Below are 22033 nucleotides of genomic sequence, written 5' to 3'. Positions count from 1 at the left end.
GGAGAACGGCGTCGTTCATGCGGTCAACGGCGTTTCGTGCCCGGAGGCGACCTGCCCAGTGCGATCAAGTCGCTGTCGGATTGCCGCTTTCGCGCGCTGCTGGCCCAAGGAGAGGATCGGCAACTCCGCCCGTTGCGGCGTTGAGGATCGCGCCCTGAAACCTGTTCGTGACAAGCACCGCAGCGCTTGTCATTTTCTCGGTGATTTCGACGCGAACGTCGAGAGGAAAGAGGCCTGACATGTGGCTCGGTATCGTGATCGCCGTGATCTTTTTTGCCGCCGGCGTCGTCGTGGCGTTGGCCGGTATCTACCGGATCGTGCGTCGCGACAATTGGCCCGTCGGCGTCACCATGCTGGTGCCCGCCTTGATCTATCTCTACTTCCTCGGCTGGTTCGCCGGGCCGGGACTGCTGGTCGAGTTGTTCGGCGACCCAAGCGTCTCAGAGATTAGCGCCGACGCCCAATTGGTCGAGGGCGACGAGTTGCTGGCCCTGTTCGAAGGTCAGGTGCATGCCGGCAAGTTCTATGACGACACGTCGAACGCCTGGCTGCATTACAAGGAGAACTATCTGGCCAGCGGTGGCATTCGCGGCAAGATGGGACCGGAGAACAATCCAGAGCAGTGGTCCTATTCCGGCGTATGGAAGTTTGAGGACGGCAAGATCTGCACCCGGTACGACGGCGACTACGAATGCTCGGACGTATACGCCACCGGCGACACCTACAGTTATCTCGACGAAGACAACCAAGTGACGTCGTGGTTTGTGCCTTCGGCACCCTCGGCGGAATTGGATCCCACGGCGACGCGCCTGCTTGACGAGCAGTTGCGTCTCGCCATCGACGGCATGGCCCATGCCGGAAAACTTGCCGACACCGACAGCGCGGCGAACTTTCAGATGGTGTTTTTCTCTAACAACCATGCCGTCTACACAAAGCGCGGCGATAGTCCCGATCAACTGGGTGATGTGGAGTACGGCTGGTATCGCTTTGACGACAACCGTGTCTGCCTGACCGGCACGCTTGGCCTTTATCACGACTGCTTCGCCGTCTACGTCAAGGAGGGCACCTTCAGTTTTGTGCGCGAGGGCGTGCAGGTCGACCTGACGACAAACCCAGTCTTCTGATCGACGTTTATCCGCCGCCGGCGAGAACGCCCCACGTTCCAACCGATGAAGATTTCGTTTCATTGCCCAAGCTATCGGCTAATGTCATTTACCCCAAATTGGCGCGCGGGTACGTGCCTCAGCACGGTGGCGCGACCGCAGCGGCGCTGGCGACGGAGAGAACGCTATGATCGAGAACGGCATTACATGGCCGAACGGCGCGCGATGCGCGGTCGCTTTCACCTTCGACATGGATGCCGACAGCATCCTGCACCTTGCCCACCCTAATGACGCGCACCGGCGGGTCTCCGCGCTGTCGCAGTTGCGCTATGGACCGTCGATCGCTGTCCCGCGCATTCTCGATCTCTACCGCCGCCACGACATGAAGCAGACCTTCTATGTGCCCGCATGGTGTATCGAGCGTTATCCCGATGCCGTCGCTGCCATGGTCAAGGACGGTCACGAGGTCGCCCATCACGGTTACATCCACGAACATCCCAACGAGCTGTCGCGCGAGGAAGAACGCCACTGGCTGCGCCGCGGCATCGAGATCATCGAGCGCCACACGGGCCAACGCCCTCGCGGTTTTCGGGCGCCGCTCTACAACTTCTCCGACCACACGCTCGACCTTCTGCTGGAAGAAGGCTTCATGTATGACGCCTCGTTGATGGGCGATGATATTCCCTATCTCATCCAGTCGGACCAAGGCGATCTCGTCGAACTTCCGACCCATTGGGGTCTCGATGACTGGCCGCCTTATGTGCACATGATCGATATTGACTACATGATGTCGATCAAGTCGCCGAGCGAGGCCATCGCCGGCTTTCGCGAAGAGTTTGACGCCGCCTGGGAGTATGGCGGTCTTTGGATCGCGGTATGGCATCCCTTCGTCTCCGGCCGGTTGGCCAGGCTTCGCGCGGTCGAGGGCCTGATCAATTACATGCAGGACAAGGGCGGTGTCTGGTTCGCGCGCATGGAGGACATCGCCGCTCACGTAAGGGCCGAGATCGAGGCCGGCCGCCACACACCGCGGATCGACCGTCTGCCCTATTATGATGGGCCGGTCGCGGTCGAAGCCGCCGCGCAGTAAGGGGAAGAGGCTCTAGCGGCCTCGCAGGACCTCCGCAAAGAAGCGTCTCACCGGTCCCATTACCGCGTCGGGATCATGGGCGGTACCGGGCACGGTATCCAGTCTGACGGCGATGCCCTCGGCCTCGTAGCTCTCGCGCAGTGCGTTGATGCGGTCGATGCGGGTCTCGCCCGCCATGTTGGCATCCTCCATCCACCACGAACTGCCGGGACGGATGGTGATCTCCCAGGTCTCGGTGTCTTCTTCACCGATCACCATCTGAACCGCGACCTCGCGCATGTGCTGGATGTCCAACGCTTTGCCGAACACCGCCTCGATGTTTCTGACGCCGACCCACCAGTCGCGGGTTTGATCCAGAAGTGTCACGACGCCCGGCGCACCGATCGACGCGGCCAGCAGGCGTTCGGGATGGAGGGTGAAGAATCGATGCGTGAAGTGCCCGCCCCCGGAAAAGCCATAAAGCAGAAAACGGTCGGCCTTGACGCGGTACTTTTCCGCGACCTCATCAACCATCGACAAGAGGACGTGGTCGTAACGAATTCCGTGAGAACTGATCAGCTTGTAACCGGACAGATCACCGGGTTTGACAATGCCGGCGGGGAAAAGCGGCGCCAGGATGATGCAGTCGCTGGCATCGGCGAAGTCCGCCAGGTTGTCGCGATAGCCCGTGGCGTTGCGCCCTGTTCCGTGAACGGTAATGGCCAAATGATAGGTCTTGCTGCCGTTCTCTTCGTAGTCGCGCGGCACATAGAGGCAGTACGCAAATCGCTGATCGAACCGTGACGCATAAAACGTCGTGCGACCGAAATCGTAGATTGTCAGCCCGGCTCTAGACACCTGTTGTTTGCTCCTAAATAAACCTGAAACCGGCGACCAATCGGATCACGCCAACCGTGGGGACGGAAGACTACCCTGGTGGTGTCGGCTACGCGACGCGAAGTTCGTCGCCCAGTTGCGAGGCTTCCGTCAGATCCGCCAGGAACGCCTTCAGGATCATCGATCTCCTCGGCGCCTTGCGCGTCACGATCGAGAAGACGGATTTATAGACGTATTCCTGGGGCAGCACTGTCTTCATCTCGTCGCGCGATATCCACAACTGGGCGAGATGACGCGGCAGAAAGCCAATGTGACCGCCGCCCAGGATAAGGATGGCGGCGGCCTCCAGATGCTGCACGACCGCCGACGGCGCCCCTTCGTCTTCGCCCAGCGACGTGATGTCGTGCTTGTCGAGGTAGGAGCGCGTCACCTTGCGCGCCATGCGCACGGCCTCGTGAATCTCGGCGTCGTCGGTCATCGAGAAGATCGGATTCTGGTACCCGCAAAGAAGTGAGTTTTCCTCGATATAGATGTCGCGATAGTCGAGGCCGGGCACGCGATGATGAAACGTGCCGATCGCCACGTCGATATCCAGGTCCAGCACCGCGCGCTCGATGTCGCCTGGCGGCATGATCTCCATGCGCACGCTGACCTCGTGATCGCGGCTGTTGAAGAGATTGAGGGCGCGCACGATCGGGCATTCCGGATCGGTCGCCACGTTGTCGATCAGCGCGATGTTCAGATAGCCGCTCAAGCGGCCTTTCAACTCGGCGGTGATGTTCTGGAAATCTTCATGGGCCCGGAACAGCTTGAGCGTCTCCTCGTAAACCCGCCGCCCCTTGGGCGTCAGTTCGAATCCGGTCCGGCCACGCTCGCACAGGCGGACGCCCAGACGGGTTTCGAGCTGGGCCATCTGGTTGCTGATGGTCGATTGGCCGATGTTCAGCACCGACTGGGCGCTGGTGAAGCCGCGGCACTCGACGACGGCGCAGAACACGTGCAACTGGCGGATATCGACATCGCTGATGCGAATGGTCAAGGCGTCTCTCCTTCGGCTTGTCGCAACGGCATGACACGAACGATCGCGCCGCTTTAGCCCTAATGCCATCAATGCAAATACGTTTTACATTGATACAGTCACAATGATCCAACGCTACAAGCCGGCTTCCGTCAAGGCGCTTGCCGGCCCAACGCAGTCTCTGAGCACCATTTCGTTCGGGTTACCCCGGCTCTGGACCACGGTAGCGATGGTCACGCGCGGACTGGCTGCCGTGCCGATACCGAACCCATACATTCTTCTAGTTCAATGAATAGGTGCGTACTCAGCGATTCGATAGACCTTATCGGCAGTGCAGTCTTACGCCAAGGCATCCCACAAAAAGGAAGGATGCCGGAGCGCAAAGGGGCAAGGGACAGATGGTCGACGCGGCAAAGGTCGCTAAGGCGGAATCCGCCACCAACACACAACCCAAAAACAACGTCGCGGGAGGGCGGCGCCGGCAGGTGCTACGGCTGCTGACGCCGGTCAACTCGCGTCAGACGGCGATCTACGGTCTGACCGGCGGCGTCGCGTTTTTTCTGCTGTGGGAAGCCGGCCATTACCTGACGCCGGAAGAAAGTCGGCGGTTTTTGCCGTCACCGCAGCACGTCATCTCAACGCTCGTCATGCTGGTCACTGAGAAAGACTACATGTCCGATGTTGGCATCTCGGTCGCGCGCGTCTTCGCCAGTTTCTTCGCGGCCTGCCTCATCGCCGTGCCGCTGGGCGTCTTTATGGGCTGCTTCTCGAACATGCGCGCGCTGATCAATCCGATCTTCTCCGGCGCGCGCTATCTGCCGGCGGCTTCGTTCATCCCGCTGCTGCTGGTCTGGTTTGGCCCGACCGACACGCAAAAACTCGCGTTGCTGTTCCTGGGTGTCATCTTCTTCCTGGTCGCGCTGATACTCGACAACACCGAGGCGATCGAGAAAGCCCTGGTTGAAGCGGCGCTGACCATGGGCGCGACGCGGCGTCAGATCGTCATGGGCGTCGTGGTCCGCGCGGCGTCGCCGGCAATCGTCGATTCCATGCGCAACATGATCGCGGTGAGCTGGACCTATCTGGTCATTGCCGAGATCGTCGCTGCCCAGGACGGCATTGGCGCGGTGATGATGCGCGCGGGACGATTCTTGAAAGTCGATATCATCATGGCGGGCATCTTGACCATCGGCATTCTGGGCGTGCTGACGGATATCAGCTTCCGCATCGCCGCCCATTATCTGTTCCCCTGGAACCGCAAGCGGCGGGGTTGAGCGATGGCGCAAACGGCAACCATGACCCAGACGTCGGACAACATCGCCATTCGCGCCGCCGGCGTCACCCGGCGCTATTTGGGCGGCAGCTTCACGGCGGTCGACGACATCACGCTCGATCTGCCGGAGGGCCAGGTGACCGCCTTCATCGGACCGTCGGGCTGCGGCAAGACAACCATGCTGCGCATGATCGCGGGCCTCGAATTGCCGACCGAAGGCACGATCACCGTCTACGACAAGCCGATCGTCGGGCCCGGTCCCGATCGCGGCATGGTGTTCCAGGCCTATACGTCGTTCCCCTGGCTCACCGCGCTCGGCAACATCGAATACGGCATGAAGATCCTGGGCATGCCGAAAAAAGAGCGCGAAGCCAAGGCCACGCAACTCCTTGAAGAGGTGCATCTGAGCCACGCCGCCAAGTCCTATCCCAGCGAACTCTCCGGCGGCATGAAACAGCGCGTGGCGATCGCCCGCACGCTGGCGCAAAACCCCACGGTCCTGCTGATGGACGAACCGTTTGGTGCTCTCGACGCCCAGGTGCGCTGGGAAATGCAGGAGATGATGATCGAGATCATCGAGGCGGAAAAGAAGACCGTCATCGCGGTGACGCACGACATCCAAGAGGCGATCTACCTGGCCGACCGCATCGTCTTCTTCACCCGCAACCCCGGCCGGATCAAGCAGGACATCCTGCTGGAGTTCAAGAACGGACGGCGCTTCGCCAAGAAGGAAGAGCTTCTGGCGGAGCCTGGCTACATCGAGACCGAACGTCAGTTGTTCGCCTGGATGCGCGAAGAAATCCAGGCCCAGTGACGGGCATGCGCCGGCAACGTCTTTGCGTGCCGGCCAACAACAAAGAACGACCACAAGGAGGAGGACCCATGAGAACATTGCTTTCGCTGCCAACCGCAGCGCTTGTGTTTTGCCTTGCCCTTGCAGGCAGCACGATCCCCACGGCGTCACCTCACGCCGAGGAGGACTTCACCGTCTCCATCATCTCCGTCTCGGTCTATGGACCCTGGTTCATCGTCAAGGAGAAGGGTCTGGCCGACGGCATCAATGTCGACGTCAAGATCATCGAGGACACGACCGCGCGTAACGCCGGCCTCTCGAACAATTCCATCCAGTGCATCATGACGACCATGGACAACACGGTCGTCACCGCATCGTCAGCCGTGCCGGTCAAGCATGTCGCGGTGCCGCTGATGTCCTATGGCCTCGACCAGATGGTCGTTTCCAACGACATTCAGACCGAAGCGGATCTGCGCGGCCGCACCTTCGCCGCCGATTACGGTTTCTTGAACCACATGTGGATGCTGCTGACCCTGAAACGGGCGGGTATTCCGTTCGATGAGGTCAACCACACCATCATGCTGCCGCAGGAATCGACGGCGGCGTTCGCCAGCGGTGCGCTGGATGTCGACGTCACGTGGATACCCTTTTCGACCCAGTCCTTGGAGCGCGAGGACTCCCACATGTTGAAGTCCAGCTTCACCGACAAGACCTGGGAACGCGGTCTGATCTCCGATTCGATCGCGTGCAATCAGGAATGGCTGGACGCCAATCCCGACACCGCACGCGAGGTCATCCGAGCGTGGTTCGAAGCGGTCAACTGGTGGAAGGAAAACCCGGACGAAGGCAACGAGATCGTCGCCGCCGGCCTCGACTGGCCGGTCGAGGACGTGAGCCTGACCCAGTACGGCGCGGTGATGCTGAACATCAACCAGAACATGGGCGCCGTCGGCCTTGAAGGCGGTGAGCCGCTTTGCGCGAGCATTCCCGAGGGCGCGCCGGAACCGCCGGCCGCTGCCAGCGGCTGGGGCCAGATGGTCGGCGACAAGGCCGACTGCGAGGCCGGCTATCTCGCCGATACCTGGGAACTGTTCGCCGATGTCTACTCCGAAGCCGGTGTCATGGACGAACGTGTCTCGGCCGCCGATGGTATCGACAACAGCATCATCGAATGGCTGAACGCCGAGGGATACGACCAGGAGTACGGTTCCAACAAGTGGATCGGCCGCGTCGGTCCATGAGTTGATGACCCTGTGCGGGCAAGAGACCCAGCTCTTGTCCGCACCTTTTTTCTCCGTCTCACGCCAGAGGCAAAGTTGGAGAACCGATATGCGATCACAGTTTGACTATTCACGCCCGACCTCGCCGCAAGAGGCCGTCGCCATGCGGGCCAACCTTGGCGACGGCGCGCGCTTCTGGGCGGGCGGCACGGATATGACCCTTATGTGGCAACGCGAGGAGGTGTCGCTTGATCATTGCATCGACCTCACCTACCTCGATGAGCTCCGGTTCATGGACGTCGCCGACGACCGCATTCGTATCGGTGCCATGGCGACGCTGGCGGCGCTGGAACGTTCGGCCGACCGCCACGCGCACCTCAAGACGCTAAGCGACATCACCAAGCTGATGTGCACACCGCAGACCCGGTCCATCGCAACCGTCGGCGGCAACCTGTGCAACGCGTCGCCAGCGGCCGACCTGTCGCCGGCCTTTGTCGCCCTGGACGCCGAAGCCGTTATCCTGCGTCCCGATGGCGAGCGCCGCATCGCCATGGAAGATTTCTTCGAAGGCGTGAACCACACGGTCGTCTCGAACGGCGACCTGTTGTCGGAGATCGACATTCCCCTACCGTCAGACCACCGTGTTGGGGCGTCCTATCGGCGTATCGATCGCACGGTTGTCGATATCGCCCTGGTCAACGCGTCAGTCTCGGTGTCGGTCGATGCGGCCTCGCGCGTTGCCGGCACGCGGATCGCGCTTGGCGCCGTGGCGCCCGTCATCATTCGATCGTCCGCGGCGGAAGCGGTGCTGATCGGCGCTGACCTCAACGGCATCGACGGCGGCTTGCTGGTCAAGGCGGGCGAGTTGGCCGCAGCCGATGCCAGACCAATTTCCGACGTCCGTGCCAGCGCTGACTATCGCCGCGCCATGATCAAGGTGATGGTCAAGCGCGCCCTTAACGACGCAATCACCAAACTTGGAGGGACGGTCACATGACAACGCTCAAGGTCAACGGCCAGACCCATACCCTGGATGTCGCGCCGAACCGCACGCTTGCCGACGTCCTGCGCAACGAACTCGGCCTGATTGGTGTTCGGGTGTCCTGTTCCGAGGGCGAGTGCGGCTCGTGCACGGTCCTGGTCGACGGCGAACCGGTGACCTCGTGCATGATGCTGGTCGACCAGGGTGAACAGCATGAACTTCAGACAATCGAAGGATTGGGCACCTCCGACGATCTGCACCCGATCCAGCAGGCATTCGTCGAGCAACAGGGTTTTCAGTGCGCCTTTTGCACGCCTGGCTTCGTTATGAGCGCCAAGGCGTTCTTGGCCGAGAACCCGAACCCAACACGTGAGGAAACGGCGTTTGCCATGAGCGGCAACATCTGCCGCTGCGGCGCCTACCCCTATATCGTCGACGCGGTCATGAATGCGGCAGAAAAGTTGCGCGCCCGTGACGGCGCCGATCGTCGCGCCGCGGACTAGGAGGAACTGAGATGGGATACGAAGACAGAAACTTCTCCGTCGTCGGCAAGGGCGTTCACGTCAAGGATGCCAGCGAAAAGGTGACGGGCGCGCTCAAATACGCGGTCGATCTTAAGGTCCAGAACATGGCCTATGGCAAGATCCTGCGCTGCCCGCACCCGCACGCGCGCATTACCCGCATCGATACCAGCAAGGCCGAGGCGTTGGCCGGCGTCTATGGCGTCCTGACCCACCTGGACACACCGGGCCTGGACTGGGAAGCCGCCTGGTTCAACTACCGCGGCAAGGTGCTTGATGGCATAGGCCGCTTTGTCGGCGACGACATGGCGGCGGTCGCCGCGGTAAGCGAGGAAATTGCCGAACAGGCGGTGCGCCTGATCGAGGTTGAATACGAAGTCCTGCCCCACGTCTTCGACATGGAAGAAGCGCGAAAGATGGACGCGCCGCAGATCCGCGACGAGGGCAATGAACGCGACCCCTACATCGTCGAGTGGGGCGATGTGGCGGAAGGCGAAAAGGACGCCGAGGTCACCGTCGACTGCGACATCTTCTACGAGAGCCAGCAATACGCGCCGCTTGGTCGCAACGCGGCCATCGCTGAATGGATGGGCGACAAGGTGACCTTGTGGACGTCGTCACAGACGCCGTCGGAATTGCGTGACGGCGTGCACGAAGCGCTCGGCATTCCGCTCAGCAAGATCCGCGTCATGGCGCTTCCGTGCGGCAGTTCCTTCGGCCAGTGGTGGAGCAACAATTTCATGATCATCACTGTGCTGCTGGCCAAGAAGGCCCGCCGGGCGGTGAAGATCGAGCTGACCAATGAGGAGTGCATGGCGACGGTCAAGCGTCGCCACCTGGAACGCACGCGCGGTCGTATGGGCTGCACCAAGGACGGCCAGATCACGCTGGCTCAGTTCGACCATCTCATCGACAACGGCGGCTATGGCTTCAAGGACGACGTCGGCTTCTTCTGCGTCGACATGTGGGGCCGCGCCCGACACGGCCACTATGCCGTTCACGGCATCAACACGAACCTTCTGACCGCCGGCTGCATGCGCGGCGTCGGTGACTGTACGCTTGGCGCCAGCGTCGAGCGGGTCGCCGACCAGCTGGCCGAGAAGGTCGGCATGGATCCCGTCGATTTTCGCATCAAAAACCAGATCAAGCCCGGCGAAGAGCTGCGCATGCAGCACAGCAAGCACAACATGAAGGGCAACATCAAAGAGTACATCGACGGCATTCGCGAGGACCTGAAGGAGGACTGGCCGGAGCTGTTCCACCTCTCCAGCGGCTCGACCGAGGACATCCTGACCATGGGTGCCGACGCGTTCGGCTGGAAGGAGCGATGGAAGGGCTGGGGCAAGCCGCATACGGTTGACGGCCCCCTGCGCCGCGCGGTCGGTGTCGGCACCGGCGCCCATGTTTGCGGCGTCGAGTTCGAGGGCAGCACTTCGGCGGTCGTGCGCATCAACCCCGACGGTAGCCTGAAGGTGCATTGCAGCGTTGGCCGCCAGGGACAAGGCAGTGAAACCACCCAATCACAGGTCGCCGCCGAGGCCATGGGCGTCTCGCTCGATATGGTCGAGATAGAGACCGGCGACACCGATTCCTGTCCCTGGAGCCACGGTTCGCTCGCCAGCAACACCATGTACCGGGTCGGCTGGGCGACCCGCGCGGCAACCATGGATGCGCGCCGCCAGCTTCTGGAGATCGCCGCGCGCGAGCTGTTCGACGGCGCCGACCCCGCCGAACTCGACATCACCGACGGCGTGGTCCATCCCAAAGGACAGCCCGATTCCAACCGGCGCTTTCCCATCACCCAGGTCCTGCACGAGATCCGATCCGATACGCTGGGCCAGACCTCGTCGATCACCGGACGTCCATCGGTGCCGATGCCGCCCGCGACCACGTTCGCGCGTCAGTTCGCCGCCCAGTTCGTCGAGGTCGAGGTCGATATCGAAACCGGCCAGATCAAACTTTTGGACTTTCTGGCGGCTCAGGACAGCGGGACCGTGGTCAACCCCCAAGTCCTGAAGAACCAGGTCATCGGCGGCGCTATCTGCGGCGCCGGCTTCGCCATCTATGAACACTTGGTGTTCGACGAAGAGACCGGTGCCATAAAGAACGCCAATCTCTTGGACTACAAGCTGCTGCGCGCGGCCGATTTCCCACACCAGGCCAAGGTCATGTTCAGCGAATCCTATGACCCCGTCGGACCGTTCGGCGCGCGTGGTGCGGGCGAATCGCCGATCGCCGCCTCGATCGCGGCCGTGGCCCAGGCGGTCTATAACGCGACCGGTGTCTGGGTCGATCTGCCCATGACGCCGGAGCGTGTCGTGCGCGCGCTGGGCGGCGTTTGAACCCGGGCTTTCGTCGTAGACGCTTGATCTGGGCGGGGTGTTGCCACTAAACGTGTCCTCCTCGCCCACGCGCGCTGCGCGGCAACCATGACACAACAAAAGGGAGGTGTTCGTGACCTCGAACACGTATGAAACCGGACGCCTGAATCTGCCATTTGTCGGCCACTGTACCTTCGGCAAGCAGCCGCCGTGCCTGGACTGGTCGGCAATAGACGCCCATGTCGCCGTGCTCGGCGCGCCGTTCGATATGGGTACCCAGTACCGCGCCGGCGCCCGCTTCGGCCCGCGCGCCATCCGCGAAGCCTCGACGCTGTTCTCGTTCGGTCATGGCGGCGCGTACGACTTCGAAGACGACATCAGCTACATGCCGGTCGACCAGGTGCGCATGGTCGATATCGGCGATGCCGACATGATTCATACCGACACGATCAAGAGTCACGACAACATCGAACTGGGCGTCCGGGCGATCCTGGACGCCGGCGCGCTGCCGGTCGTGCTGGGCGGCGATCACTCCGTGCATGCTCCCTGCATTCGCGCCTTCTCCGATCAGGAGCCCGTGCACATCATCCAAATCGACGCCCACCTGGACTTTGTCGACGAGCGACACGGCGTGCGCTACGGCCACGGCAATCCATTGCGGCGAGCATCCGAAATGGAGCATGTCACCGGTTTCAGCCAACTCGGCATCCGCAATGTCTCATCGTCAAACCGCGACGACTACGCGGCCGCGCGCAAGGCGGGCTCCGACATTCTGTCAGTCCGCGATGTCCGACGGCTGGGAACGCAAGGGGTGCTCGACCGCATCCCCGACGGCGTGCGCTACTACGCGACCATCGACGTCGACGGCTTCGATCCCTCGATCGCGCCGGGGACGGGCACGCCGAGCCATGGCGGGTTCCTCTACTACGAAGTCTTGGAGATCTTCCAAGGGCTGGTGAAGAAAGGCGACATTGTCGGCATCGACTTCGTCGAGGTCGCGCCCGACTACGATCACACCGGATCGACCGCCTTCCTGGCCGCCCAGTTTCTGATGAATGTGCTGGGCTTCATCTTCCACGAAAAAGGCATGAGCGCCTGATCGCCGTCAGCTTTGAGCGCGATCCAGCATGTTGAGATGGCGCAGCGCGGCGCAGGCTGCGCCATAGCCGTTGTCGATGTTGACGACGGTGATGCCCGGCGCGCATGACGTCAGTGCGGCGAACATCGCCGTCCGCCCGCCCTCCGCCGCGCCGTAGCCGACCGAGGTCGGCAGCGCGATGACGACACCGGGCACCAGGCCGGCGACGACGCTGACCAAGGCGCCTTCCATCCCGGCGGTAACGATCACCACCGGCATGGCGCGGATGTCGTCCAGACACGCCTCCAAACGCCACAGGCCCGCGACACCGACATCGTGGTGGGTCTGGCTGGACTCGCCGTGAAACGCCAGGGTTCTCACCGCCTCCTGCGCGACCGGCAGGTCTGACGTTCCCCCGCTCAGGACAGCGACGCGCGCGGTATCACGCAGCGGGTGTCGGACTCGCAGATAGGCCGTCCGCGACAATTCGTCGACATCCAGGCGCTGCCGCAGCACAGCCGGCAACGCATCGGCTTTATCAGAATCAAGTCTGGTCAGCAGAATCGGCGTGTCCTCACCGACCTCATGCAGGATCGCGGCGATCTGGTCGGCCGATTTGCTTTCGCAGAACACCGCCTCACCAAAGCCGATCCGCGCTTCGCGATCGCGGTCGAACCGGAATGCAGACGTCTCAGTCATCGCCCGGCTTGCCGAGGAACGCGCTGCCTCGCCTGTAGGCGGCAAAGGTCACGGTATCGGCTGCGTCCGTCGCGCTGAAAACATTTCGTACCTTGTTGGAAAGCATGGTGCGGCGCGACGTGCTCAACCGTGCGAGCGCGTCATCGTCGAGTTCAATGCGAATGCCGTCATGGGCGACCCGACAGCGCACCGTATCAGCGGTCACCGCGGCACCAACCAGTCTCTCGGCAGCGTGCACGCCGCGCACCAGGTCGGGCGAGACGGCGATGCCGGTCTCGATACGGCTCGCCAGGCATGGCATGGCCGGCAGCGCCTTGATGTCATCGAGGCCGAGCGCCGCCGCCGCTGCGCGGACATCGACCTTGGCAAAGCCCGCCTCGACAAATGGGTGCACCACCCCGTGCGCGGCCGCCGCCTTGAGACCGGGCCGGAAATCCCCGAGGTCGTCCAGATTGGTCCCCGACATCAGCGTACCCGCCCGCCGCGTGGCGATGGCACCATAAAGATCGGTCTTGCAGTAGAAGCACCGGTCAAGTGGGTTGGCGAGATAACGCTGGTCGTCGAACTCGCCTGCATCGATCACGACGAGCTTCCAGCCTTCGCGGACAGCGTATTGGCGCACGCGATCCGTCGCCTCCGGCGGCACCGCCGGCGACACCGCGTGGCAGACCGTCGTTCGTTCCGGGTCGGCCCGATGGGCGACGACGGCAAGGGTCATGCTGTCGACGCCACCGCTGACCGCGATCGCCTTGTCGCCGATGCCGGTCAGCACGTTCACCAGCGCAGCGCCCTTGGGCAAGGCGATAAGCGCCAGCAATCCGGCCTGGGTCTCAGCCATCGCCGGCCTCTCCGCGGTCACGGGCCGCCGCTTCAGCACGGGCGCGTGCGACGCGGCGTCCGTCGTGGCCACCCGACACGTCGGCCAGATCGGCCATCTCCGCCTTCGCGGTCGTCGTGCCGCCGGGACGGTTCGCGAGCTTGACGTCAACCGTCGCATCACCGTCGCCTATCCGGACCGTCTCGCGCGCCAGCGTGCGCCGGGCAACACGCTGCCAGCGCAGACCAAGCGTCGTCGTCTCCCGAAAGATCGTCTCGACGACCGGCTCCAGTCGCCCCGGCGTGGCCAATACCTGGATGTGGGTGCACATCCGCCCCCGCTTGCCGATGGCGGGCACTTGCAGCACATCGATAACGCCGGCCAGGGATCGCATCCGGTCGAGGGCAAGCGCCAAGTCCTCCGGCGTTTGATCATCGACCTCGAACGTGCAGACGAGGATGTTGTCGTGTCCGCAGACGCTGATCTCGTCGAAGACGACGACGCGCAGCAGGTTGGCCATACCGTCCAATGACCGACTGCCCAGGCCGTGCCCGGTCGCGGCGAGTGTCATCACCTGTTCCGGTGGCTCAAAGGACGGATCCAGGCTGCGCAGCAGCGCAGCGCCTGTCGGGGTGACGCGCTCGCCAGCAAGGCCATCGGTGAAGGTCGGCATACCTTCAAGCAGGAGGGCGGTGGCCGGCGCGGGCACCGGAAGGGGACCGTGATCGGTCTTGACCCGGCCGCTGCCCAGTGGGATCGGCGAGCATGACCACGCCGCATCCCCGACCGCTTCAATCAGCCAGGCGCCGGCGATGATGTCGAAGATCGAATCGACCGCGCCGACCTCGTGAAACACCACGCTCGCGCGATCGACGCCGTGGATCCCGGCCTCGGCATCGGCCAGCAGCGTGAAGACCGCTTCTGCCCGGGCGCGAACCGCGTGATCCAGCGGCAGACCGGCCAGAATCCCCATAATGTCGCGGTAGGACCGGTGATGCTGTTCGGCCGCCGGCCGGGTTGGCACGACAGAAACCTGAAGGCCTGCGATGCCGGCGCTTGTCGATGTCTTCCACGTCAACCGGGCGAGCGATGTCAGCCCATCAATGTCCAGCGCCTTTGCCAGTCCCGGGCGCAATGACGGCACCGCATCCAACATTGCAGCGGCAAACATGTCGCCGGCGATACCACCGAGCAGGTCGAGATGAATATGGCGCGCTGTGGTCATGCGGTGTTGCCGAACAGGTACCGCACGAGCTTAACCATCAAATGGCAGGAGTTCATCATCGGCGCCGAAATCGAGCGCGCCCGGCTCACCCATCACCGTGACATCGGGCTTACCGGCGAGGTCCGTCAGGCACGCCGTCGACACGTCGATCTCCTCCAGACGCAAGGTGTTGCGGATGCGCACCAGCCTGAGGTCGTCGGTAGCGACTAGGCCGACCGACCCGGCCGCCGCTGCCGTCGCTTCACGCGCCGTTTCCATGACCATGGGAATGCGCGCGTGCTCCGGTTCGGAGCCGGCAATAGCGTTCACGTAGAGCGCCTTGATATCGATCTTGTCGTAGAGGCGTTTGGTGATGAAGTCGGCGCTGCCGACGCCATCCGCGTTACCGGCCGAGGCCGCAGTCAGATCGCAGACGACGATACGTTTGATGCGCGGCGTTTCCGGGTCCTCCGTCACCAGCGGCATATTGATGCGCCCGACCACCTTGGTATCGAAACCGGAGCCGGAGATATCCTTGCCCATCTCGTCGATCAGCAGCACGTCGATGTCGTCGAGTGGCAGGCGCGGCTCGAACGCCTTGGACTGGCGCAACAGCGCCTCCTCGCCGGCGACCAGCTCGTCGGCCGCCAACACGTCGATCGCGGCGGTCTGCGCACGCCCGTCCTCGACGATGCCGACACCGAACAGAATCTTGCCGCTGTCGAGGATGGTGTCGGCGATGGCGCGGATGACCGGCGCATAACCATGCACCATGAAGGCCTTGTGATAGAGGGTGGCGCCCTCTTCCTTGCCCATACCAATCGCCATCATCTTCATCAGGCCGCTTTCGAAGCTGTGGGTGAACTCCGTGTGCGACTTCACGCGGTTGATCAGGACGATGTGGTCGGCGCCGTTGGCATGGCGGTCGATCAGGACGGGAATACCGAGGTCGTCGAGGTCGGCGATCTGGTCAAAGTCCAGCGACGACTCGATGGTGACATCCAGCGCGCCCGGCTCGATCCCCTGTCCAATCAGGACCTGACGCTGACCTTCGGCCGTCGCCGCGCCGTGGCTGCCCATGGCCGGGAACAGAAAGGGTTTGAGGCCGGCTTCTTTAAGCGCGATCACCGTGCTGGCGACGACCTGCCCGTAATTGGCGATCCCGCGGCTGCTGCAGCCGACCGCGACCGTGTCGCCGGGTTTCGTGCGCGATGCAAGATCGAGCTTGGCAACGCCCCCGCTGACGGCAGCGTCGATATCACCGAGCGGGTCGGCTTTGATGGCTTGGCGAACACGCACGACCGTGGGCAGCATGGTTGTTTCCTCGACCTAGTGTCAGCCGGATGCGCCGCGCAGCTTCAAGCCGCCGGCGTCATGATTGTGCCAGCGGTACGCAGACCCCTGAATAGGGCGTTCACGATCCATACATCGGGCACCGCCGACCTAACCCGCCTTGGCCAGCGACTTGTCCGAACCGTTGCCGGGCAGCAGTTCGCGCAGATCCGACAGGAAGGTCTCGATCAGCATGGACTGTGGTCCGCCGACCCGCACGGCAACCTCGAACAGCGTGTAATAGCGTGACTTCTTCGCCAGGACTGGCGTCAGTTCGCCTTGTGTGACGTACTCGTTCGCCCACGCCGTCGGCAGGTGGCCGATATAGTGGCCGGACATCAGCAGCACCAGCAGCGCTTCCATGTTGTCGGCCGAGGCGGCGATGTTGGCTGGTTTGAAAGGTCCGGTCGAGAGCGCGCCACCGTAATAGGAGCGCTGCACGTAGTCGAACTTCTGGACGTCGTCCAGACTGACCCGGCCCTTGTTGGCACGCTCGAACAACGGATGTTTGCGCCCGCAGTAAAGCGTCTGCTCCTCGGTGAAGGCGGGGTAATAGCGCAGGCCCGGCACGTGACTGGGATAGGTGTGGATCCCCAGATGGTAGCGCTCGCCGAGCACACCATGTTCGATATCGAGCGGGTTGGCGGTACTCAGGTCGAAACGCACATCAGCGCCGCGTTCCAGAAAGACGGCGATCGCCTGGGCAAGACGGAAGTCCGGGTTGCGATAGAGCACGTCGGCAAAGGCGATGCGCAGCTCGCCGCTAAGGCCACCGCGCGCGCCATTCACCGCAGAGGTGAACTGGTCGATCGAGCGGAACAACGACTTCGCGGACTCATAGACGAATTTGCCGTCCTCGGTCAGCGCGAAACCGCTGCGTCCGCGCCGGCACAGCCGCATGCCGAGCCGGCTTTCCAGATCACTCATCTGCGTGCTAATCGTCGACTGGCCGACATTGAGCGCGATCTGGGCGGCGGAGAACCCACCGCATTCCACGACGGTCATGAACACCCGCAGCAAGCGGATGTCCGGGGTATGAAGCGAATGAAGCATCGTCAACAGCCTCGTTTCGCAGTTCGAAGGATATTGAATTAATTATGCGTTAAATCAGATTTTATCAACACATTGTCAATGCCACCATCGTCCCGTCAAATCTGAATTTTGGGGAGTTTCAAGCCGGTGACGTCGAACAGCGACCAACGCCGCGATCCGATGACCGCGCCGCGCTATACCGAGATCCCGACCTTCATGCGTGCGCCGCTGGCAACCGATTTCGACGATGTCGACATCGCCATGATCGGTGTGCCCTATGACGGCGCCCTGACCAACCGGCCGGGCGCGCGCCATGGTCCGCGGGAAATCCGCAACCAGTCGAGCCTGATGCGCGCGATCCATCATGTCACGCGGGTCAACCCTTACGATTTATGCAAGGTCGTCGACGCCGGTGACATACCGCTTAGCCGGGTGTTCGAGATTGAAGCGGTGATTGCCGATATCCGCGACTTCTATGGCCACCTGCACGCAAAGGGCGTGGTGCCGCTGTCGGCAGGCGGCGATCACTCGATCACCTATCCGATTTTCGGCGGCATTGCCGCCGAGCAGCCGGTCGGCATGATCCATATCGACGCCCACACCGATACGTGGGACGAGTTCCTAGGCTCCAAGTTCACCCATGGCGCACCCTTCCGACGCTCCGTCGAGGACGGTCTGCTTGACCCCAAGCGTACGGTGCAGATCGGCATTCGCGGTGCCCAAAATACCGCCGAGGGCTGGCAGTACTCGATCGACAGCGGCATGCGCGTGATCTTCATGGAGGAGTTTGCCGAGATCGGCGTCGACAACGTGATCGCCGAGGCGCGCCGCGTTGTCGGCGACGGACCAACCTATATCTCGTTCGATATCGACGCCTTGGATCCCGCTTTCGCGCCGGGCACCGGCACGCCTGAGGTCGGCGGTATCATGCCGATCGAAGCCCAGAAACTGCTGCGCGGCCTGCGCGGCCTCGACCTGCGCGGCGCCGACCTCGTCGAGGTCTCGCCGCCGTTCGACCCCAGCGGCAATACCGCTCTGGTCGGCGCCACCATGATGTATGAACTCTTATGCTTGCTCGCCGAGTCGATTGACCAGCGGCGCTAGATTAACCACCGTCCGGGCTCTGGCCCAACAGTTCTGCGAACCGCCTTTGTTGCTGGTTCGCCATCACCGAATGCGAAAGACACAGCCATGAACGAAATCACCGACGTCAAAGCACGCGAAATCATCGATTGCCGAGGCTGGCCGACCGTCCAGGTCGATGTCTCGGTTGACGGGATGCTGGCCGGGCGAGCCGACGTGCCCCAGGGCCGCTCAACCGGCACCCACGAAGCTCGCGTCCTGCACGATGGCGGCAACCGCTATTTCGGCCAGGGCGTCCGCCAGGCCGTCGCCAACGTCATGGGTGAGATTGCCGAAGCCATCCTGGGCATGGATGTTACCGAGCAGCGCCGGATCGATCAGGTGATGTGTGAACTGGACGGCACGCCCAACAAGAACCGATTGGGCGCCAACGCCATTCTGGGCGTGTCCCTGGCGGTCGCGCGCGCCGGCGCCGAGGTCAGTGGCGTGCCGCTTTATCGCTACATCAACCCGATCAGCCGTATCTTGCCGGTACCGCTGATGAACTGCCTCAACGGCGGCAAGCTGACCGCCAACGACCTGGAGATCCAGGAGTTCATCATCATGCCCGTCGGCGCGGAGAGCTACGCCCACGCGCTGCAGGTCACCACCGAGATCAACGAGGCGCTGCGCGATATCGTCATCGAAAAGTACGGTATCCTCGCCACCAATACCGGCGATGAAGGCGGCTTTGCCACACCCATGCGCGGCATCTGGGAACCTTTCGAGTTCATGCAGCGCGCCTGCGATGCAGCCGGTTATCGCGCGGGCTTCGGCGAAGACATTGTCTACGGTATGGATTGCGCGTCGACCCACTGGTTCGACAAAGAGCGCGATGTTTATGTGCTCGACAATACCGACTACGACCGCGACGCCCTGATCGATCTCTACAAGCAGGTCGCCGCCAAGTATCCCCTTGGTTCCATGGAAGACCCGTTGGACGAAGACGACCTGGAGGGTTTCGTCAAGGTGACCGCCGAGCTGCCGCAGACGCAGATCGTCGGCGACGATTTGTTCGTCACCAATGTGGAGCGGCTGAAGCTGGGCGTGGATATCGGCGCCGCCAATGCCATGCTGTTTAAGGTCAACCAGATCGGCTCGCTGAGCGAGGCGCTTGATGCCGCCGGTTTCGCCTACCGCCACGGCTACGGCGTGCAGGTCTCCGAGCGATCCGGCGAGACCGAGGATCCGTTGATCTCCGATCTCGTGGTCGCGCTCGACAGCGGCCAGATCAAGACCGGCATGCCGGTGCGCGGCGAACGCACAGCCAAGCACAATCGCCTGCTGTTGATCGAAGAAGAGCTCGGCACGACATCGGTGTACGCCGGGCACGGCTTTCATCGGCCTGGCTAAGGCCCGGCCGACCGCACGACGTGCTGTTCGATCATGAGGTCGTTTATCAGCAACCGCGATACGCTGGATGATGCAGCCAATCCGGCGCGCCAGGCCGTGCTGGATCTTGTCGATCACGCATTAGCAGCATCGGATCCCGGCGTCGCAGCCGCGAACCTGCTGTCTCTTCAAGGCAGCACGCTTATCGTCGGCGATCGCGCCATCGATCTCGATGGACGCCAAGTCTTCGTCATCGGCACGGGCAAGGCGACCTATCCCATTGCCAAGGTCCTTGACGACCTGCTGGGCGAGCGCATCGACGCCAGCCTGGTCGTTTGCAAGGCCGGTCAAGAGGGCAGCCTGACGCACATCGATCTCGCGCTTGCCGCCCATCCCGTCCCGGATGAGATGTCCCTGGAAGGCGCCAAGCGTACGGTCGAGCTGCTGCAGGCCGTGCGGCCGGGCGACGTGGTCATTGCGGCCGTAACGGGCGGCAGCTCCGCCTTGTTCGTCTCCCCCGTTCCCGGCGTCTCCCTCGACGACAAGAAGGCGCTTAGTCGCAAACTGCTGACATGCGGTGCCAACATTCGTGAGATCAACGCGGTGCGCAAACATGTCAGCACGGTCAAAGGCGGTCGTCTGGCCGCCGCGTTACCGGCCGGAACGATCTTGATCAATCTGACCGTCTCCGACGTCATCGGCGATGCGCTCGACTACATCACCGACCCGACGGTCCCGGATACGGCGACCCTCGACGACGCGCGGCTTACGCTCGACAAGTACGGGCTGTGGCAGTCCATTCCGGCCTCGATCGCCGACTATCTAAAAAACGCCGGGCCGTCGGACGAAACGCCGAAGGAAGCCGATTTGGCCCATCTCGACCGGATCGACCATATTCTCGTCGCCGCCGATGCCGCCTGCCACGCTGCGGCCCGTCGTGCCGAGTCGCTCGGATTCAACTCACTCCTGCTGTCGACGGCGTTCGAGGGGGAAAGCCGGGAACTCGGACGAACCCTCTCAGCCATCGCGCGCGAGGTCCGGCTGAGCGGTCATCCGCTTCCCGCACCCTGCGTTCTGATCGGCGGCGGCGAAACCACGGTGACCATCGATAGCGAACACGGTATCGGTGGTCCCAACCAGGAGTTCGCCGTGGCCGGCGCGCTTTATCTGGACGGTCTTGAGAACGTCGCGTTGCTGGGCATCGACACGGACGGTACGGACGGCCCGTCCGACGCAGCGGGCGGCCTGGTCGACGGCGCCAGCCTGACACGCGCTAGAGCCGCGGGCTTGGACCTTGATGACGTCCTGCGCCGCCACGACGCGACCGCGGCGTTGGCCACCATGGGGTCGCTGATCGTTACCGGCGCGACCGGCACCAATGTCAACGATCTGAAACTGGTCGTGATCGGCGTCTGAACCCTAGAGCGGATACCGTTTGATGGATTCGCTTCGCGATGACATCAGGACAGGTGAATCCGCTCTACTCATAGATTGGGAGCAGGTCAGATCAGCAGGTCGCCGCGGTCGACGGTAATCGCCTGGCCGGTGATGTTGCGCGCGGCGTCCGACGCCAGGAACAGATAGGTATCCGCCATCTCGTGCGGTTCCATCAGACCAGGAAACGCCTGGGCGCCAACAATCTCGTCCAACAGCTCGCTTTCGGCCTGGTCGGCGCGGCGCGCCATGGCGGCCAGCGAGCGCATGCTGGCGATGGTGCGGACCCAGCCCGGGCAGACCGCGTTGACGCTGATGCCGCGCGGCCCCAGTTCCTTGGCCAGGCTGCGCATGAAACCCAGATTGGCGTGTTTCGATGCGCTATAGGCACTGAACTCGCCGACCGCCGACTTGGCCCACTGTGATGCGGTCATGATGATGCGCCCGCCGTCCGGTATTTTCGGCAGGCAGCGCCGCGTGACGTAGTAGGTCCCCATGACATTGATGTCGACGATACGCCGGAAGGTCTCCTCGATCTCCGGATCATCATCCTCGATCGGCGTGATCAATTCCAAGCCGGCATTGTTGACCAGGACATCGACCCGGTCGATCTGCTGGGTCACGGCATCCAGGCTGCTCCGGTCGGTGATGTCACACAAAAAGCCGCATGCGGGGCAGCCGTACTTGTCGGCCAACTGCTGGGCAACCTCCTCGACCTCATCATCCAGAGCGATCAGGGTTAGATCGCAGCCGGCGCCGGCGAACCCCTCAGCGATGCCCAAACCGATCCCGCGGCTACCGCCGGTGATCACAACCTTCTTGCCTTTGAGTCCCATCGTCGCCATG

General features: G+C 62.8%; 20 protein-coding genes. 12 read left to right on the top strand and 8 right to left on the bottom strand.

Annotated elements, in window-relative coordinates; translation table 11 throughout:
* Positions 1 to 239 precede the first annotated feature (239 nt).
* Both AAF563_04310 and AAF563_04305 read left to right on the top strand, forming a co-directional pair.
* A complete protein-coding gene (locus AAF563_04310; protein ID MEM7120476.1) occupies positions 240 to 1124 on the top strand; it encodes a hypothetical protein in 885 nt (294 codons plus the stop codon).
* Between the two features lie 166 nt (positions 1125 to 1290).
* The gene (locus AAF563_04305) at positions 1291 to 2193 is read left to right on the top strand and encodes a polysaccharide deacetylase (protein ID MEM7120475.1); all 903 of its coding nucleotides are present in this window, start codon (positions 1291 to 1293) and stop codon (positions 2191 to 2193) included.
* Positions 2194 to 2205: 12 nt separating this feature from the next.
* On the opposite strand, the gene AAF563_04300 is transcribed toward AAF563_04305, so the two are convergent.
* Both AAF563_04300 and AAF563_04295 read right to left on the bottom strand, forming a co-directional pair.
* Positions 2206 to 3030: an alpha/beta hydrolase gene (locus tag AAF563_04300; GenBank protein ID MEM7120474.1), complete on the bottom strand. Its 825-nt coding sequence runs from the start codon at positions 3028 to 3030 to the stop codon at positions 2206 to 2208.
* A gap of 88 nt (positions 3031 to 3118) precedes the next feature.
* A complete protein-coding gene (locus AAF563_04295; GenBank protein MEM7120473.1) occupies positions 3119 to 4048 on the bottom strand; it encodes a LysR family transcriptional regulator in 930 nt (309 codons plus the stop codon).
* Positions 4049 to 4512: 464 nt separating this feature from the next.
* Between AAF563_04295 and AAF563_04290 the strand changes: the two genes are divergently transcribed.
* The 7 genes from AAF563_04290 to speB (AAF563_04260) all read left to right on the top strand — a co-directional run bounded on the left by AAF563_04290 (position 4513) and on the right by speB (AAF563_04260) (position 12236).
* Positions 4513 to 5301: an ABC transporter permease gene (locus AAF563_04290; GenBank protein ID MEM7120472.1), complete on the top strand. Its 789-nt coding sequence runs from the start codon at positions 4513 to 4515 to the stop codon at positions 5299 to 5301.
* A gap of 3 nt (positions 5302 to 5304) precedes the next feature.
* Positions 5305 to 6114 carry an ABC transporter ATP-binding protein gene (locus tag AAF563_04285; protein MEM7120471.1) on the top strand — a complete coding sequence of 270 codons (810 nt, stop codon included), beginning with the start codon at positions 5305 to 5307 and terminating at the stop codon, positions 6112 to 6114.
* Positions 6115 to 6182: 68 nt separating this feature from the next.
* Positions 6183 to 7334 carry an ABC transporter substrate-binding protein gene (locus AAF563_04280; protein MEM7120470.1) on the top strand — a complete coding sequence of 384 codons (1152 nt, stop codon included), beginning with the start codon at positions 6183 to 6185 and terminating at the stop codon, positions 7332 to 7334.
* A gap of 88 nt (positions 7335 to 7422) precedes the next feature.
* Positions 7423 to 8310: a xanthine dehydrogenase family protein subunit M gene (locus AAF563_04275; GenBank protein MEM7120469.1), complete on the top strand. Its 888-nt coding sequence runs from the start codon at positions 7423 to 7425 to the stop codon at positions 8308 to 8310.
* Positions 8307 to 8798 carry a (2Fe-2S)-binding protein gene (locus AAF563_04270; protein MEM7120468.1) on the top strand — a complete coding sequence of 164 codons (492 nt, stop codon included), beginning with the start codon at positions 8307 to 8309 and terminating at the stop codon, positions 8796 to 8798. The genes AAF563_04275 and AAF563_04270 overlap by 4 nt, the downstream gene beginning before the upstream one ends.
* An 11-nt stretch (positions 8799 to 8809) precedes the next feature.
* The gene (locus AAF563_04265; protein ID MEM7120467.1) at positions 8810 to 11158 is read left to right on the top strand and encodes a xanthine dehydrogenase family protein molybdopterin-binding subunit; all 2349 of its coding nucleotides are present in this window, start codon (positions 8810 to 8812) and stop codon (positions 11156 to 11158) included.
* A gap of 112 nt (positions 11159 to 11270) precedes the next feature.
* Positions 11271 to 12236: an agmatinase gene (gene speB / locus AAF563_04260; GenBank protein MEM7120466.1), complete on the top strand. Its 966-nt coding sequence runs from the start codon at positions 11271 to 11273 to the stop codon at positions 12234 to 12236.
* Positions 12237 to 12242: 6 nt separating this feature from the next.
* Here speB (AAF563_04260) and larB read toward each other — a convergent pair whose 3' ends face one another.
* From larB to AAF563_04235, 5 genes are all read right to left on the bottom strand, one after another.
* The gene (gene larB / locus AAF563_04255; protein MEM7120465.1) at positions 12243 to 12914 is read right to left on the bottom strand and encodes a nickel pincer cofactor biosynthesis protein LarB; all 672 of its coding nucleotides are present in this window, start codon (positions 12912 to 12914) and stop codon (positions 12243 to 12245) included.
* Positions 12907 to 13752, bottom strand: a complete 846-nt coding sequence (locus AAF563_04250; protein MEM7120464.1) for an adenine nucleotide alpha hydrolase — start codon at positions 13750 to 13752, stop codon at positions 12907 to 12909. The genes larB and AAF563_04250 overlap by 8 nt, the downstream gene beginning before the upstream one ends.
* Positions 13745 to 14956, bottom strand: coding sequence for a LarC family nickel insertion protein (locus tag AAF563_04245; GenBank protein MEM7120463.1), 1212 nt, complete (start codon positions 14954 to 14956; stop codon positions 13745 to 13747). Before AAF563_04245 ends, AAF563_04250 begins: the two co-directional genes overlap by 8 nt.
* 30 nt (positions 14957 to 14986) lie before the next feature.
* A complete protein-coding gene (locus AAF563_04240; protein ID MEM7120462.1) occupies positions 14987 to 16249 on the bottom strand; it encodes a lactate racemase domain-containing protein in 1263 nt (420 codons plus the stop codon).
* Positions 16250 to 16378: 129 nt separating this feature from the next.
* Positions 16379 to 17320: a LysR family transcriptional regulator gene (locus AAF563_04235; GenBank protein MEM7120461.1), complete on the bottom strand. Its 942-nt coding sequence runs from the start codon at positions 17318 to 17320 to the stop codon at positions 16379 to 16381.
* 159 nt (positions 17321 to 17479) lie between these two features.
* On the opposite strand from AAF563_04235, the gene speB (AAF563_04230) reads away from it, so the two are divergent.
* The 3 genes from speB (AAF563_04230) to AAF563_04220 all read left to right on the top strand — a co-directional run bounded on the left by speB (AAF563_04230) (position 17480) and on the right by AAF563_04220 (position 21169).
* Entirely contained in the window at positions 17480 to 18403 is a 924-nt protein-coding gene (gene speB / locus AAF563_04230; protein ID MEM7120460.1) for an agmatinase, read from the top strand.
* 87 nt (positions 18404 to 18490) lie between these two features.
* Positions 18491 to 19774 carry a phosphopyruvate hydratase gene (eno, locus tag AAF563_04225; protein ID MEM7120459.1) on the top strand — a complete coding sequence of 428 codons (1284 nt, stop codon included), beginning with the start codon at positions 18491 to 18493 and terminating at the stop codon, positions 19772 to 19774.
* Between the two features lie 33 nt (positions 19775 to 19807).
* Positions 19808 to 21169 (top strand): DUF4147 domain-containing protein, encoded by a 1362-nt coding sequence (locus tag AAF563_04220; protein MEM7120458.1) that lies wholly within the window; start codon positions 19808 to 19810, stop codon positions 21167 to 21169.
* An 86-nt stretch (positions 21170 to 21255) separates the two neighbouring features.
* On the opposite strand, the gene AAF563_04215 is transcribed toward AAF563_04220, so the two are convergent.
* Entirely contained in the window at positions 21256 to 22032 is a 777-nt protein-coding gene (locus AAF563_04215; protein MEM7120457.1) for an SDR family oxidoreductase, read from the bottom strand.
* Position 22033: the final 1 nt, after the last annotated feature.

The sequence above is a fragment of the Pseudomonadota bacterium genome (assembly GCA_039028155.1).
GTDB lineage: Bacteria > Pseudomonadota > Alphaproteobacteria > SP197 > SP197 > JANQGO01.
Note: the sequence above shows the minus strand (reverse complement) of the source record. Positions and strands in the feature narration are given on the sequence as shown.

What these genes read in the sequence shown, in the direction of transcription:
- AAF563_04310 (MEM7120476.1), top strand. Translation starts at nt 240, where the DNA reads ATGTGGCTCGGTATCGTGATCGCCGTGATCTTTTTTGCCGCCGGCGTC.
- AAF563_04305 (MEM7120475.1), top strand. Translation starts at nt 1,291, where the DNA reads ATGATCGAGAACGGCATTACATGGCCGAACGGCGCGCGATGCGCGGTC.
- AAF563_04285 (MEM7120471.1), top strand. Translation starts at nt 5,305, where the DNA reads ATGGCGCAAACGGCAACCATGACCCAGACGTCGGACAACATCGCCATT.
- AAF563_04280 (MEM7120470.1), top strand. Translation starts at nt 6,183, where the DNA reads ATGAGAACATTGCTTTCGCTGCCAACCGCAGCGCTTGTGTTTTGCCTT.
- AAF563_04275 (MEM7120469.1), top strand. Translation starts at nt 7,423, where the DNA reads ATGCGATCACAGTTTGACTATTCACGCCCGACCTCGCCGCAAGAGGCC.
- AAF563_04270 (MEM7120468.1), top strand. Translation starts at nt 8,307, where the DNA reads ATGACAACGCTCAAGGTCAACGGCCAGACCCATACCCTGGATGTCGCG.
- AAF563_04265 (MEM7120467.1), top strand. Translation starts at nt 8,810, where the DNA reads ATGGGATACGAAGACAGAAACTTCTCCGTCGTCGGCAAGGGCGTTCAC.
- larB (MEM7120465.1), bottom strand. Translation starts at nt 12,914, where the DNA reads ATGACTGAGACGTCTGCATTCCGGTTCGACCGCGATCGCGAAGCGCGG.
- AAF563_04250 (MEM7120464.1), bottom strand. Translation starts at nt 13,752, where the DNA reads ATGGCTGAGACCCAGGCCGGATTGCTGGCGCTTATCGCCTTGCCCAAG.
- AAF563_04245 (MEM7120463.1), bottom strand. Translation starts at nt 14,956, where the DNA reads ATGACCACAGCGCGCCATATTCATCTCGACCTGCTCGGTGGTATCGCC.
- AAF563_04240 (MEM7120462.1), bottom strand. Translation starts at nt 16,249, where the DNA reads ATGCTGCCCACGGTCGTGCGTGTTCGCCAAGCCATCAAAGCCGACCCG.
- AAF563_04235 (MEM7120461.1), bottom strand. Translation starts at nt 17,320, where the DNA reads ATGCTTCATTCGCTTCATACCCCGGACATCCGCTTGCTGCGGGTGTTC.
- speB (MEM7120460.1), top strand. Translation starts at nt 17,480, where the DNA reads ATGACCGCGCCGCGCTATACCGAGATCCCGACCTTCATGCGTGCGCCG.
- eno (MEM7120459.1), top strand. Translation starts at nt 18,491, where the DNA reads ATGAACGAAATCACCGACGTCAAAGCACGCGAAATCATCGATTGCCGA.
- AAF563_04220 (MEM7120458.1), top strand. Translation starts at nt 19,808, where the DNA reads ATGAGGTCGTTTATCAGCAACCGCGATACGCTGGATGATGCAGCCAAT.
- AAF563_04215 (MEM7120457.1), bottom strand. Translation starts at nt 22,032, where the DNA reads ATGGCGACGATGGGACTCAAAGGCAAGAAGGTTGTGATCACCGGCGGT.